This window comes from Pseudomonas sp. NCHU5216, from assembly GCF_052156495.1.
Taxonomy (GTDB): Bacteria; Pseudomonadota; Gammaproteobacteria; order Pseudomonadales; family Pseudomonadaceae; genus Aquipseudomonas.
Window position 1 is genome coordinate 1 of record NZ_JBQLIX010000070.1, and the last position, 13876, is coordinate 13876.

The 13876-nt window shown below is 62.0% G+C and carries 14 protein-coding genes; 5 read left to right on the plus strand and 9 right to left on the minus strand.

The annotated features are described in order from the left end of the window. Positions 1-134 precede the first annotated feature (134 nt). Genes ACSVIK_RS25550 through ACSVIK_RS25560 form a run of 3 tightly spaced genes read left to right on the plus strand, consistent with a single transcriptional unit; the run spans position 135 to position 1574 of the window. Positions 135-704: a DUF1285 domain-containing protein gene (locus ACSVIK_RS25550; protein WP_442446936.1), complete on the plus strand. Its 570-nt coding sequence runs from the start codon at positions 135-137 to the stop codon at positions 702-704. 19 nt (positions 705-723) lie between these two features. Next, positions 724-1254, plus strand: coding sequence for a GNAT family N-acetyltransferase (locus tag ACSVIK_RS25555; RefSeq protein ID WP_442446937.1), 531 nt, complete (start codon positions 724-726; stop codon positions 1252-1254). Beyond that, positions 1251-1574, plus strand: coding sequence for a low molecular weight protein tyrosine phosphatase family protein (locus ACSVIK_RS25560; RefSeq protein WP_442446938.1), 324 nt, complete (start codon positions 1251-1253; stop codon positions 1572-1574). Before ACSVIK_RS25555 ends, ACSVIK_RS25560 begins: the two co-directional genes overlap by 4 nt. An 11-nt stretch (positions 1575-1585) precedes the next feature. On the opposite strand, the gene ACSVIK_RS25565 is transcribed toward ACSVIK_RS25560, so the two are convergent. After that, the gene (locus tag ACSVIK_RS25565; RefSeq protein ID WP_442446939.1) at positions 1586-3358 is read right to left on the minus strand and encodes a S8 family serine peptidase; all 1773 of its coding nucleotides are present in this window, start codon (positions 3356-3358) and stop codon (positions 1586-1588) included. A 166-nt stretch (positions 3359-3524) separates the two neighbouring features. Here ACSVIK_RS25565 and ACSVIK_RS25570 point away from each other — a divergent pair, with 166 nt between their 5' ends. After that, on the plus strand, positions 3525-4664 hold the full coding sequence (locus ACSVIK_RS25570) for a DUF1624 domain-containing protein (protein WP_442446940.1): 1140 nt from the start codon (positions 3525-3527) through the stop codon (positions 4662-4664). Positions 4665-4762: 98 nt separating this feature from the next. On the opposite strand, the gene ACSVIK_RS25575 is transcribed toward ACSVIK_RS25570, so the two are convergent. Together ACSVIK_RS25575 and ACSVIK_RS25580 are read right to left on the minus strand one after the other, a co-directional pair. Beyond that, positions 4763-6814 carry a TonB-dependent receptor gene (locus tag ACSVIK_RS25575; protein ID WP_442446941.1) on the minus strand — a complete coding sequence of 684 codons (2052 nt, stop codon included), beginning with the start codon at positions 6812-6814 and terminating at the stop codon, positions 4763-4765. 216 nt (positions 6815-7030) lie between these two features. After that, positions 7031-8803 carry a diguanylate cyclase domain-containing protein gene (locus tag ACSVIK_RS25580; RefSeq protein WP_442446942.1) on the minus strand — a complete coding sequence of 591 codons (1773 nt, stop codon included), beginning with the start codon at positions 8801-8803 and terminating at the stop codon, positions 7031-7033. A gap of 255 nt (positions 8804-9058) precedes the next feature. On the opposite strand from ACSVIK_RS25580, the gene ACSVIK_RS25585 reads away from it, so the two are divergent. Next, a complete protein-coding gene (locus ACSVIK_RS25585; protein WP_442446948.1) occupies positions 9059-9745 on the plus strand; it encodes a phytanoyl-CoA dioxygenase family protein in 687 nt (228 codons plus the stop codon). 15 nt (positions 9746-9760) lie between these two features. On the opposite strand, the gene ACSVIK_RS25590 is transcribed toward ACSVIK_RS25585, so the two are convergent. The 6 genes from ACSVIK_RS25590 to ACSVIK_RS25615 all read right to left on the minus strand — a co-directional run. Then, entirely contained in the window at positions 9761-10171 is a 411-nt protein-coding gene (locus ACSVIK_RS25590; RefSeq protein WP_442446943.1) for a hypothetical protein, read from the minus strand. A gap of 1 nt (position 10172) precedes the next feature. Next, entirely contained in the window at positions 10173-11129 is a 957-nt protein-coding gene (locus tag ACSVIK_RS25595; RefSeq protein WP_442446944.1) for a DUF6402 family protein, read from the minus strand. Positions 11130-11138: 9 nt separating this feature from the next. Next, positions 11139-11651: a PAAR domain-containing protein gene (locus ACSVIK_RS25600; protein ID WP_442446945.1), complete on the minus strand. Its 513-nt coding sequence runs from the start codon at positions 11649-11651 to the stop codon at positions 11139-11141. A gap of 162 nt (positions 11652-11813) precedes the next feature. Further along, positions 11814-12374 (minus strand): type 1 glutamine amidotransferase domain-containing protein, encoded by a 561-nt coding sequence (locus ACSVIK_RS25605; RefSeq protein ID WP_277372612.1) that lies wholly within the window; start codon positions 12372-12374, stop codon positions 11814-11816. Between the two features lie 230 nt (positions 12375-12604). Then, a complete protein-coding gene (locus ACSVIK_RS25610) occupies positions 12605-13456 on the minus strand; it encodes a hypothetical protein (protein WP_442446946.1) in 852 nt (283 codons plus the stop codon). A 189-nt stretch (positions 13457-13645) separates the two neighbouring features. Continuing rightward, the coding region (locus ACSVIK_RS25615; RefSeq protein WP_442446947.1) for a hypothetical protein at positions 13646-13876 on the minus strand (231 nt) is incomplete at its 5' end.

Genomic DNA, 13876 nt, shown 5'->3' on the forward strand with positions numbered 1-13876 from the left:
CAACACGTAAACTGCGCTTTTTCGGCTGTTTTTGCCTTGCACTGGCTGCCTCGCCTACGTTTTTCAACGGCCTGCTAAAGCCCCTCCCGCGGTGTATGCTCGTCGACTCGTAGCAATGTGGACGAGGAGGAAGCATGAGCGATCCAGGCAAGGCCGGCGACCTGCTGGCACAGATTCCCAAGGGGGAAAGCAAGGGCCTGCCCCCGGTGCACCTGTGGAACCCTGATTTCTGTGGCGATATCGACATGCGTATCGCCCGTGATGGCACCTGGTATTACCTGGGTACGCCCATCGGTCGCAAGCCCATGGTGCGCCTGTTTTCCACCATCATTCGCCGCGATGGCGACGATTACTTCCTGATCACCCCGGTGGAGAAGGTGGGCATTCAGGTGGAGGATGCGCCCTTCGTCGCCGTGACTCTGCAGGTCGAAGGAGAGGGCGAGGCGCAGGTGCTACGCTTCACCACCAATGTCGAGGATGAAGTCGTCGCAGATGCCGAGCACCCCATCCGGGTCGAACTCGACCCTGCGACACAGGAGCCCTCGCCGTACATTCTGGTGCGGCGTAACCTCGAAGCCCTGATTCACCGCAACGTGTTCTATCAACTGGTGGAACTGGCGGTGCAGCGCGAGATCGACGGGCAGCCCTGGCTGGGCGTCTGGAGCAGTGGGCAGTTCTACCCCATCGGGCCTTCTCCGGCCTGAGGGCCGCCGGGAGAGGGAAATGGACGAGCATCGTATCGAGACCGAACGCCTGACACTGCGTGCGCCGCACGCCGAGGATGCCGCCGACATCCAGCGCCTGGCGGGGGATTTTCGGATTGCCGAGGTGACCCGCAGCATTCCCCACCCTTATCCGGCGGAGCTGGCGCAGCAGTGGATCGAACGCTGTGCGCAGGCTTGGGCCAGTGGTGCCGCGGCCAATTTCATCATCAGCGAATCCGCCAGTGGCCAACTGGTTGGCTGCATGTCGCTCGAGCACATCGCCCGCGGCGAGGCCGAGGTGGGCTACTGGATCGGCGTGCCCTATTGGGGCCGTGGCTACGCCAGTGAGGCCTGCAAGGCGCTGGTGGACTTCGCTTTCCAGCAGCTACGCTTGCGCCGCCTGTATGCCAGCCATCTGGCGCGCAATCCGCAATCCGGGCGCGTATTGTTCAAGGCCGGCTTCCGCCACCTCGGCCTGGGGCATGGCGAGTGCGGCCAACAGGGCAAGGTGGAGCCGATGGAGCTATACGAGCGGGTGTCCGAGACTTGATCCGCGTGCTGTTCATCTGCAGCCGCAACCGTCTGCGCAGCCCGACGGCCGAGCGCGTCTTCGCCGATTGGCCAAATGTCGAAACCGACTCCGCCGGGCTGGCGCCTGATGCCGAGGTGCGCCTGTCGCGGGAGCAACTGGAGTGGGCGACGCTGATCCTAGTGATGGAGAAGCGTCATCGTAACCGGCTGTTGCGCCAGTATCGGCAAGCCCTGGCAGGCAAGCGCGTGGTCTGCCTGGATATTGCCGATGACTACGCCTACATGCAGCCTGAACTGATCGGCTTGCTGCAGCGCAAGGTGCCGGCCTTGCTGCGTTGAACCATGACGCCTCAGCGCACCCGATCCCGGCTCTGCACCGCCAGATCCAGCGCCTTCTGCATGTCCAGCCGGGCCGAGCGGCCGACGTCCTTGTCGCTGAGCTGGTAGTTGCGTTCCGAGGGCAGGATGGGGGCGGTGAGGTCTTCGGCATCCATCGGCTCGAAGTCGTAGTCGCCGCCGATGGTCATGGCGCTGCGCCGCAGCAGCATGCGCACCTGCTCGGGTTGCAGGCTCGGGTTGATCGACAGCATGGCGGCGACGACGCCGGTGACCATGGGTGTGGCATAGGAGGTGCCGCAATGCACGTCGCCGGTCGCATCGGCCTCGCGGGTGGAGGCACGGGCGCAGGCCGCGGCGGTGATGTCGACGCGCATGTCGACGTTCGACGAGTTGCGTTTTACCACGTAGGCCGGGTCGTCCACGGCGACGTCCGGGCGTTCGCTGCGCTGGTGCCCGCCGACCACCAGCAACTGTTCGGTGATGAAGGAGGAGGGCAGGCGGTATTCGTCGCGCCCGGAGAAGGACGAGCCGTTGCCGGCGGAATTGACCACCAGCACGTCCGGGTGCTCCTTGCGCAGCCACAGGAAGAATTCCTCCAGCAATTCCTCATAGCCGCTCATGGCGATACCCGAGCGCACCAGCGAGTCGATCTCGTCGCCCTCGACATTGCGTGTGCCGACGCGGTGGATGCCCCAGCTCCAGTTGAGCACCCGCACGCCGTCTTCGACCAGGTTGACCGAGGCGGCGATATTGGCCGTGATCCCGGCATCGGAGTTGCGTTCGACTATGACCTCGAAGCCGTTGCTGGCCTTGTCCAGGCCGCGCAGAAATCCGGTGTTGCCACCCTTGTTCCAGTGCGCGGCGAGAATGCCGGCCACCGTGCTGCCGTGGTTGTCTGGTCGCTCGGCATCACGGGCGTAGAGGCAGGTGCGCGCTTCGCCTTGCGGACAGGCGCCCAGGTAGTCGGCGAAATCAGGGGCATCGAAATCGACGTTGCGCTCGATCACGCCAATGCGGATCGGCTTGGGTTCGATGGGCGCTGCGTCGGCGCGAATGCGCCGCTGGTAGTAGTTCACTGCATCGGCAAAGCGGTTTGCCGCCCATTCCTCGGAGTTTCTTTCCGGTTGTGGCTTGGGATCATGTGCCGCCTCGGCTTCTTCGCCACGTTCAGGGGCGCTTTCTTCCACGACCACGGCGTCGACACTGGTTTCATTGCCGATGCGCAGCACCAGGGCATCGCGTTCGGTGAGGTTGTGCACCGGCAGGCGCAACTGGTAGACATTCAGCGGCGGGATTGCGCCAACCACCTGGGCGTCGTATTTCTTCGCCAGGCGCCTGGCCTCGTCGAGGCCGTCGTGGCTTTCCTCGATCAGCAGGCTGACCAGATCGACGTAAGTGGTCAGGCCGTCCATGTTCTTCGCCACCTCATCGGGGCCGGCGGCCAGTACATGACTGCGGTGCAGCGACAGCCATACCGGGTTGCTGGCGCGTGGGCCGTCTTCCAGCCAGAGCGGCGCGCTCTGCTGCTCACGGCTATCGAGGCTAAGACGCAGCCCGTCGTGGCTGCGTGTGACCGCCGAGGCTGGCAGGATCTGCTCACCCAGGTGCAGCCGGGGCAGCTTCTCGCCGAGGCCTCGCACCTGCAGGCACCAGTCCTGGCGTTCCTGCGCGAGCAGGTCGCCGCAGCGTTGCAGGCTGTGGATGCGCAAGGGCTCGTCGGCCTCGGCCAGCGGGCTGAGCAAGGCCATGGAAAAAGCGCAAAGCAGGGCACGGTTGGGCAGCATGGGTAAAAACTCCGTGGCGATTCCTGCTGTTCCGACTGCCTGGGGCATGCTTCGTTCAGGTCGGGGATAGCGGAAAAGACGCGGCAGGCTGTATCTCGATCGAGCCGAACGCTCGGAAAAAAGTTACAGTATTACGTTATCTTTTCCGGTCTACGCGAAGCCTTCCATGTCCTCCAATCGCCTGCTCTCGATCGATGCCCTGCGCGGCTTGGTCATTCTCTTCATGTTGCTCGATCACGTCCGCGAAACCTTCTACATGCATCAGCAGGTAGGTGATCCGATGGACGTGACGGCCACCGACCCTGCGCTGTTCTTCAGCCGCACTCTGGCCCATCTGTGCGCGCCGGTGTTCATCCTGCTCACCGGGCTTTCGGCATTTCTCTATGGCGAAAAGCAGATGAGCCGTGCGGCGACCAGCGCCTTCCTGTTCAAGCGTGGCGTGTTCCTCGTGGTGCTGGAATTCACCCTGGTGAATTTCGCCTGGACCTTCCAGTTCCCGCCCACGGTGATCTACCTGCAGGTGATCTGGGCCATCGGCTTGAGCATGCTGGCGCTGTCGTTGCTGCTGTGGTTGCCGCGCACGCTGCTGGCGGCGCTGGGCCTGGTGCTGGTGGCCGGGCACAACCTGCTCGATGGGCTGCATTTCCCGCCCGAGTCGGCCATGCACCTCCCCTGGGCGGTGTTGCATGATCGGGGCTGGCTCGAATTTTCCGACTCGCTGCGCCTGCGCACCTCCTACCCGTTGCTGCCCTGGATCGGCGTGATTGCTCTGGGCTATGTGATCGGGCCCTGGTTCCGCTGGTCGAATGAGCCTGCGCAACGCCTGCAAGCCTTGCGCAGGTTCGGCTTTGCCGCGCTGGGTGTGTTCGTGGTACTGCGCCTGGCCAATGTCTATGGCGAGAAGCCCTGGGCGGTCGAGGCCACCTGGCAGCAGACCCTGATGGGGCTGTTCAATGTCACCAAGTATCCGCCGTCGCTGCTGTTCCTGGCGCTGACCCTGGGCATTGGCCTGTTGTTGCTGGCGTACTTCGAGCGGCACAACGCTGGCCGCGTGGTGCGCACACTGGCCGTGTTCGGTAGCGCGCCGATGTTCTTCTACCTGTTGCACCTGTACGTGCTCAAGCTGCTCTACATCTGCGCCTTCGCCATCTGGGGGGCGAACCAGGGGCACTACTTCGGCTTCGATTCGGTGGCCTGGCTCTGGGCTGCGACGCTGCTGCTGGCGGTGCTGCTGTTCCCACCCACGCAATGGTTCGCGCGGCTCAAGGCGCGGCGACGGGACATTCGCTGGTTGAAGTACCTCTGAGGGCGCCTGTCGTAGGCTGTGCCGCGCGCACCGGCTGTTTCGCGGTAGCCAGTGGTGCGCACGGCGCACCCTACGGGTCGGTTTTCAGCGTTTCTGTCTTACAGCTTCATGTTGACCGACAGGTAGGCCGAGCGGCCTGGCGCCGGGGAGAACATCGGCTGGTCATCGCCACCCCAGAAGAAGTTGTCGAACCACACGTATTCGTACTCGCGGTCGGTCAGATTCTTCAATTGCAGGTCGAGGCTGGTGGTGTCGCTGAGCTGGTAGCGCACGTTGGCATCGAGCACCGCGAAGCCGCCGTACTTGCCCTGCTGGTTCAACTCGTCGATGTAGTAGTCGCCTTGCGCGCGGGCCTGCAGGCCGAAGCGCCAGGCATCGTTGAACTGGTAGTCGGCACCGAGGTTGCTGATATAGCGCGGGGTGGAGAACACTTCCTTGCCGGCCAGCGACTGGCCGCCTGCGGTGAAGGCGCTGACCACCTTGGCTTCCTGGATGGCGTGCGAACCCCACACAGTCCACTGCTCGTTGACCTGCACGGTGAGCTGCATGTCGACGCCGCGCCGACGGGTTTCACCCAGGCCGACGGTGGTGCCGGTACTGGGCATGTTGGCCACTTCATCGGTGGCGTCCTGCTGCCACACGGCGATACGGGCTTCGGAGTCGGCGAAGGGCTTGAACTTCACGCCCACTTCCTTGCCGGTGTTGATCGAGGGCTTGAATGCCGCCTGGCCGGGCGTCAGGTAGGCCGGTTTATCGGAGCCGGTGAGAATCTGGAAGGTACGGCCCCAGTTTGCGTAGACGTTGATGTCCGGTGTGATGCTGTACACCACGCTGAGCTTGGGCTGCCTGATCCAGCCGTAATCCTGCAGCTCGGCCTTCGTGCCATTGGCCAGTTCGGTGTTGCCGGAGAAGGTGTCCACACGGTACGCCGGGATGATCTTCAACTGCTCGATGGGCTGGATGATCGCCTGTATGTAGGCACCCGTGTTGTACAGGGTGTAGTGGTCGTCGTTCTGGATGCGCGCCGGCGGTGCGTCGAAGTCGGTGGGGATGCTGAAGTTGTAGCGGTAGCGGCGGTACTCGTTGTTCTGCTGCTCGTAGTTGATGCCACCGTCGAGGGTGAGCATCTCGTGGGCACGCCAGGTCAGGTTGCTGAGCATGCCGGTCTGGCGTTCCTGCCACTGGCGACGTTGACGCGGGGCATTGCCCAGCGGGTAATCGGTGAAGGTCACTTTGCGGTCATCATCGTAGCTGTTGTAGTACAGCTTGTTGCTCAGGGCGAGCTCGTCACTGAGCTGGAAGTCGGCATGCAGGCTGAGCTGCTTCATGTCGCGGTCGTCGCCGTCATTGGCGTTCTTGGCCGGCGACCGGGTGCGGCTGGCGGCCAGTTGCTCGGCGGTGAGAAAGCCGGGTTCCTCTGCCTGGTGGTGATAGAGGCGGGCGATCACGCCGAGCTTCATGCTCTGCTCGTCGTCGCTGACGAACCACTTGCCGCCGAGCGAGTACTTGTTCGATTCGCTGTGCTCGCGAAAGCCCTGCGAGTCCTGCTTGGCGAGGAAGTAGTTCTGCGCGAAGTTGCCCTGCTCATGGCCCAACGCCAGTTGCACTTCGCGGGTGTCGAAGCTGCCGTAGGTTACGCGGCCGTCGGTGTAATTGCCGCCCTGGCGGGTGACCATGTTGACGTTGCCGCCAATGTTGTGCAGGCCGTAACGCGGGTCATTGGTGCCGCGTACCACCTCGATGTAGTCCAGCTCCAGCGGGAAGATCATGTCGATGAAGCGCTGGTTGCCGCTGTTGACGTTGCTCGGAATGCCGTCGATCAGCGTCTTGATGCCATTGATGTAGCCCTCACCATTGAAGGCGCGGAAGGTCACCTTGCCGGATTCGGCGCCCATGCGCGTTTCGGTCAGCTGGATGCCGGGCATCTGCCCCAGCAGCTCCCAACTGTTCATCACGTTCTTGTCCTCGATCTTGTCGCTGCCCATGATGTCGACCGAGGTGAGGATGTTGTCGGTGCGCAGCGTGCCGCTTTCCTTGGGGGTGACGTAGAGCTCGCCGAGCGAGATGGTGGAGTCGCCTGCAGAGGCCGCGTGGAGGTCGGTGGTGACCAGGGCAGTCAGAACGGCAAGAGAGGCCGAGGTGGCTTTCATGGGTCTTCCTAGTGGTTGTCTTGCTTGATTGGGCAGAGGTTGTTTCGCGTTGGCAGCGGATTCGTCGTCGAGTCGTCATGCGCGCCTCTTGATCCCGGGCTGGGCTGCACCGGGACAAGTCGAATCAATAAAATATGTTATACCATAACGTTTTATGCGGAAATCCCGACGTGCTCAGAACCGGCAGATTTGGCTCAGCTCGGATCGGCGATGGCGCTACTCGCCGTCATAGAGGTGGAACTGGTTCTTGCCCTGGCGCTTGGCCTGGTACATCGCTTGATCGGCCTGGCTCAGCAGTTCCATGGCCGTGCAATCCTGGCCGGCATAGATCACGCCACCGATGCTGGTGGTGCAACTGTGCGCGGTGCCATGGATCGAGTAGGGCGCGGCGATGCGGGTCTTTACCTTCTCCACCACGCTGAGCAGCCACTGGTTGTCGCAGATGTACGACTGGTGCAGGTTGATCAGCAGCACGAACTCATCACCGCCCAGGCGCGCTGCCGTATCGGTCTTGCGCAGGGTGTCCTGCAGGCGTTGGCCAACTTCTTCGAGCAGGGCATCACCGGCCTCGTGGCCGAGCGTGTCATTGAGCTGCTTGAAGTTGTCGAGGTCGAGAAACAGTACCGCGAAGCTCGCCTGGTCGCGGCTGTAGCGATCGATGGCCTGCGTCAGCCGCTCGAGCAGCAAGCGTCGGTTGGCCAGGCCGGTCAGCGTATCGTAGAAGGCCAGTTGGTGAATCTCGGCTTGCGCCGCCTTGGCGCTGGAGATGTCGCGGGCGATCTTGGACGCGCCGATGATGCGACCATCCTCGCTGTAGATGGGGGAAATGGTCACGGAAATGTCGATCAGGTGGCCGTCACGGTGCAGGCGCTGAGTCTGAAAATGCTCGACCTTTTCACCCCGGGTGATTTTCTCGAGGATTTCATCTTCCTCGAAGGCCCGCTCCTCGGGGATGAGGCGGCGAATCGAGGTGCCGATCATCTCGTCGGCGCTGTAACCGAACATGCGTTCGGCGCCTGCGTTCCAGCTGGCGATGATGCTCTCGGTGCTCTTGCTGATGATGGCGTCGTCGGAGGATTCGACCAGGGCCTTGAAGTGCATCAGGTTCAGCGAGGCCAACTGGCGTTGCGTGCGCGCGATCCAGCCCAGCACGCTGTTGTTGTCCTGCGCCTTGATGGGGGTGAGGAAGTCGCCGTGTCCGAGTCGATTCAGGGTGTGCTGCAGATACTGTATCGAGCAGCCAAGTAGCCGACGAATCTCTCTGCCGAGCAGCAGGATCAGGGCCAGCAGCGTACCGCACATGACGAACAGGAAGAGCGTGGCGATCGACAGGCGCTGCTGCGCCATGTCCACCGCGTTCTGCGTGCGGGTGATGATCATCTGCTGCGCTTCGATGATCGGCTGCATCACCTTGGCCTTGAGCGTGATGAAGTGTTGATCGGCGAGAAGCGCCAATGCCCTGTCACGGTTGTGAGGCTGACGAGGTTCGCTATCGGCGAGTTGCATGGCGGTTCTTTCGATCTCGACCAGGGCGTCCGAGTTTTTCTTGGCTTCGATGAGCTTGCTCAGCTCCCCCTCGGTGAAACCGGTGCGGCGCATCAGTTCGATCAGAGCGATGGTTTCCCCCCGGTTCTCATGGTTGGCATGGGCGTCTGGGCTTTCGATGGCCTTCAGCTCCCAGTAGGCCAGGTTGTAATGGGCAGGGCGTGGCCGCAGGCCATCGCGGATGGCCACCACGCTGTCGAAGTGATCGAGGTAGCGGCGCTCGCCAGTGATCACGTAACTGCGCATCATGCGCGCCAGATCCGCCGAAGACTGGCGCAACTCCTCGGCCAGATTCAGAGAGAGTCGCCGTTGTTCGACCGCCTGCTGATACCTGATCTGCTCATGCAGCAGCACGGCGAATGCCAGGCCCAGCATGAGCACCACAGCCAGCATGGCGTAAAGATAGTGGGTGAAGCGATGGGGACGTGCGGTTGTATTCGACATGGCTTGGCAGTCGCTCGGCTCCACAGGCTGAGTTCCATCTCGAGATCCGCCGACCTGCGAGCCTGTAGCTACTCGAGGTCGGGGCCGATATCTCACTGGTACGCTCGTTTAGTTATAAGCCAACTTGCTGGGATGCGCCGCGTGATTGCCTGATGAATTGGTCGAATTGTGCCGTGATAAAGCGCCTGCAAGGCTTGACTGCCCATGCCATTGTTCTGTGCCATGGGCAGCCGACAAAGGAGAGGGCTAGACGCCGTGCTCGAACGCGAACGACTTCACAGTGATGGTTATACCCTGCTGCGTCAGGCCATCGCCCCCGAGTGTCTCGATGGCCTGCGCGCCGCCTTCGATGCCGGGGTTAAACCGGCTGATCAGTGGCCCGTACCGCGCGGTACGGATTACCGTCATTCGCTATTGGATGACGACCCGAGCGTGCAGGCCGTGTGCCGCTTGCCGCAGGTCCTGGCCGTGGTAGGGGAATTGATCGGTGAGCGCTTCTTTCTCGCTCAGGTGGAAGGCCGCGAGCCCCTGGCAGGCCGTGGTCACCAGCGTCTGCATCGTGATCTGTCGGCTCAGCGGCCAGGGGATATTGCCCACGCACTGGCTTATTTCGACGATTACGGCCCCGACAACGGCGCGACCCGGTTGGTGCCCGGCAGTCATCGCCCGTTGCCCGGCGCGCCAGAGGTCGACTTCGATGATGAGTCCGCTGTCATTCAGCTAGCGGGGCGCGCGGGCGACATTCTGCTGTTCGATGTCGACCTGCTGCATGCCGGCAGCCTCAACCCCAGTGGCGCACGGCGGCGTAGCATCCTGATCAGCTATTTCTCGGCAAACCTGTATGAATCGCACCTGCAGAGCATGGCCTTGCGAGGGGTACGGATGGACACCCGTGAGCGTTTCACGCCCGAGGATATGACCTGGCCCTGGGACGACCGCTGAACGCCGGGGGGCGGTTCAACCGTTGGGCACCACCTCATAAGGCGTGTTGCTGATGAACAGGTTGCGCCAGTCCGGGCGCCATTGGGGGATGCTGAGGACGAAGCGCCGTTCACGTTTGTCGAACTCGATCCAGGTCACCCCCAGGGTCTGTTCATCCTCGCTGGCTCGCATGTCCACGGATTGTCTGAGGTAGAGCGGGCTGCGAAACACCTGGGTCGGATCCTGGCGATCGACGATGCGCAGGTACGACAGGCCGCCGCCAGGGCCGAGCAGACCACGCACCGGCACGCTTTCGATCAGATGGCCACCTTGCGGGCTGACCAGGGAAACCGAGGCCGGCGCGTCGAACGCCTCGTTCAGGCTCCAGCCCAGGAACAATGCAAATGCCGCGAAAAGGCCGCAGGCTGCGACGAGGATCTTCTTCATGTCAGGGCTTGGCTATGGTGATGGCGGAGGTGCCAGGCGGCAAAGGCTCGCGCAGCAGATCGGAAAACACGCGGAAATCGCCGCCTTTGTTGTACCGGGTTCGGTACTCGGCGAAGTGGCTGTTGAGCACGAGCATGTAGCGCTTGCTCTGTTCATCCATGTAGCGCCTCTGGTTTTCCGCGCTCATGCCGAACAACGACTGCTGCATGATGCCTTGGGAGACCGCATCCACACCGGCATTGTGCGCGAAAGCTTGCAGCAGGCTGGGGGCGATGCCATCGAAGTTCCAGAAGCCCAGCGGCTGGCTGAACACCGTGCCATCGTCGTTGAAGTCGTAGTTGTCCTCGGCGTAGAACAGCAGGGTTCGTGGTTGAAATTCGATGCGCTCGGCATACACCTGCACTTCGCCCTCGGCTGCCACCCGCAGGTTGAAGTCCGCCAGTGCTCCGCGCAGGTCGTCGAGGCCTTCGCTGCCCCATTTGGCAAAGGTGATGGCGCGTGAGTTGAAGTAGCCGAAGCGTTCCACCGCACTGGCCAGGTTGGGGAACACCAGGGGGTAGCAACCTGGGGCCTTGTCACCATAGGCTGCGAGCAGATGCTTGCGAATCTGCCCCATGGCGGCGGCGTTGTTCCAGCTTCGGCGCAGCTCGGCGAGCACCGGTTTGACCTTGTCGAAGCTGGCCACCCAGCTCATCTTGACGATGCTTTCCTCGATGTACTGCGCCGGTGGCCACTCGGCGTGCTCCTTGACCTGTGTCGACATGCCGCCATTTGCCGTCGGCCAGGGCTGCCCCTGAAACCAGTGGCGCATCAGCGCGGCGGAAACCGGCCAGTCGATGGCCTCCATGGCGTCTGGAATGTCGGTGATCTTGAATAGCCTGGCTTGAACCGGCGTGCCTTGCGTCTGGCTCGCTGGGCTCAGGTTCGATTGTGCAACGACTGGTTCGGCGCTCGACATGTCCTGATCTCAACCGATGAAGATTTCGCTTTGTGGCTCGAACTCGACGGACACGGCTTCGGCCGCATAGGCCGCTGCGCGTTTGGTCTTGCCCTGCTCATCGGTAATGCCTTCGATGACCTTGCCGGAGACCGTCTTCAGCTTGTAAGGGCGACCAGCCAAGGGCTGGCCGGTATCGCTGTCGCTGAGCACGAAGTGCTCGTCGAACTGACTGGGGATCGGCGCCGGGGCCGTGAAGGGGGCGGTGCTCACTGACGAGCCGACCAGAATGTCGCCCGAGCCGGTCACGATACTGCCGCCATGGCTGGTGGGGCTGCCGAGGAAGGCGACCGGCTTGCCGTTGACCAGGATGGTGCCTTCTCCCTGAGTGATGGCGCCGCCACAGCTACTGTTGTCGCCGACGCGGGCAGCGGGCAGGTTGTTGAACAGCACATCGGCTGAACCAACCGCTATGGGGTTGGAACCGTGACCGGGCAGAGGGCAGGCGTGGGTATCGGATAAGCGGGCGGCAGGCTTGGCCATACGAGTTCCCTTCGTAGTCGTGGGGCGAGTCATGAAGACCCTAGCAGGGCTCAAGAGTTCTCGCGACCGCGTATCGCCGGTAATTCGACTCGTTTAACACTTTGCGCTGCTGCCACCACAAGGTCGGTGCGCCATGGCGGCAGCCTGTCCGTGCGCTCAGCCTCAGGCCGCCAGCAGCGCCTTGCCCAATGCCTCGTTGAAGGCTTGTATGTCGCCAGGGTTGCGTGAGGTGATCAGCGTCCAGTTCTGGCCCGGGCAGACCTGTACCTGGGTATCGACCCACTCCGCCCCGGCGTTGACCAGATCGGTGCGCACGCTGGAATAGGAGGTCAGCACCTTGCCGGGCACCACGCCGGCGTCGATCAGCAGCCAGGGGCCATGGCAGATCGCTGCGACCGGCTTGCCTGCTTCGCGGAACGCCTGCACCAGGCCCTGGGCATCGCCGTCCTGGCGCAGGGTATCGGCGTTCACCGTGCCGCCGGGAATCACCAGCAGGTCATAGTCCGGTGCAGCGAGGCCGGCGATCTGCGTATCCGACTGCACGCTGACGTCCTTCTCCTTGTCCTGCAGCCAGGTCTCGGCCTGGCCGCCCTTGATGCTGGCATGGGTGACCGTGGCGCCCTGATCCTTCAACGCCTGCATGGGCTTGAGCAACTCGTCGCGCTCGATGCCCGTATTGGCGGTAATGAACAGCACCTTCTTGCCTTGCAGATTCGTACTCATCCCGAAACCTCCGCTGATGCGCCACAGGGGCGCGGCTGAATGATCGCGTTGCAGAACGCGGTATGCATCAGGGTTGAGAGGCGGGCAGCGCAGAAGTTCGCATCGAGCGACGGGCGTGGCTTGTCCAGAAGGTATCGCTTCGCAATGGGGAGGGCGTTGATCGGCAGAGGTTGCTCCTCTGCCAATCGATTAGTCATGGCTGTAGGCTGCGGCGTGGTGGCAAGTACACCTCAGCCCTCCTCGGGGTTTTCTTCTCCTGCCATGCAGTGGATGAAGGCGTTGTAGGTGTCTATTACATATTCAGCCGACAAGGCGTTGCTTGCAGCGGAAGCTTTTGTCTGTCCTGATGCATCGGTGGTTGGGAGCTTGGTTTTGGTGGCGATTACCTTTATCGATTTCTCGATATCGAAGGATTCTTCGTTGATTTGCTTGGTGACGTCGTCCTGCAACTTGATGATCAGCCTGGTGGCGTTCGAGTTGATCGTGTTGAGGATTTTCAGTGCGTTATCCGTATTGCTCTGCAGGTTGACGAGATTTTTCGCCGCAGACAGAAAGGTGGCGCCATTGTCTTTTTGCAGGCTGGCTAGCAGGGCCTTGCTTTTAGGGGGTGAAAGTTTTGCCTTGAAGTCGGATGAGTGTTCTTGCAAGCGCTCCAGCAGGGGGGGCTTGTCTTTCGCGGCATCCAACAGCTTCTGAAGGTTGGGTCTGGCACACGCAAGGCGGTTGTTCGCTTCCCGTACCAGTCGATCCTGAGTCTTGAAGTTGCCATAGGTGGAAAAACCGAGCGCGGAAAGTCCGATGGCTCCAGCGGATTTGTACAGCTCGGAGCCGCTGCCCACCGCCGCACCTATCGCGCCTATCGCGGCACTGGCCAACATGAGGCCGTCACTGGCCGCCTGACTCTTGGCGGCCCCCGTACTGTAGGACTCGTATTCCAGTTGCAGGCGGTCGAGCAGGCAGATGGAGCTTGCCCGGCCATCGTTGCAAGAGGCGGCTGCAATATGCCTTGGGGCCGACATATTGGCGCAACCGCTGACGAGGACCGCCATCAGGAGCAGGTAAAGGGGGCGCTGAAGCGTCATGCTTGTTCGTCCGTGAAGGAGATGAAGCCTTTAGCTTAGAAGGCTGCAGTGTCATGTCAATGTGATGGCTCGTTGGTGTTTTCACCGGCTCAGCGATCAGCCCTGGATAGCGCTACGCCACACGGGCGTCCATGGCAACGAGCGCCTGGTGCACTTCCCATGTGATTTGCCGTTCTTTGATCTTCGGGTTCATGCGGCTCGGTCTGCCAGTACGTGCAGAATGATTCGTATGATTTCGCTCATGAAGCATACTCCCAGGACATAACGGAGATTGACATAGTCGACCTCTACACCGGTCAGGGCAGTGGCCACGAAAACCACAAGTGCAAGCACCAAAGCTGTTAGGGAAGGTCTGAAATAGGCCGTTATTTCTGGCCGACTTCGGTCGCTACCGATTTTGAAAGAGTCCATCTGATCAGA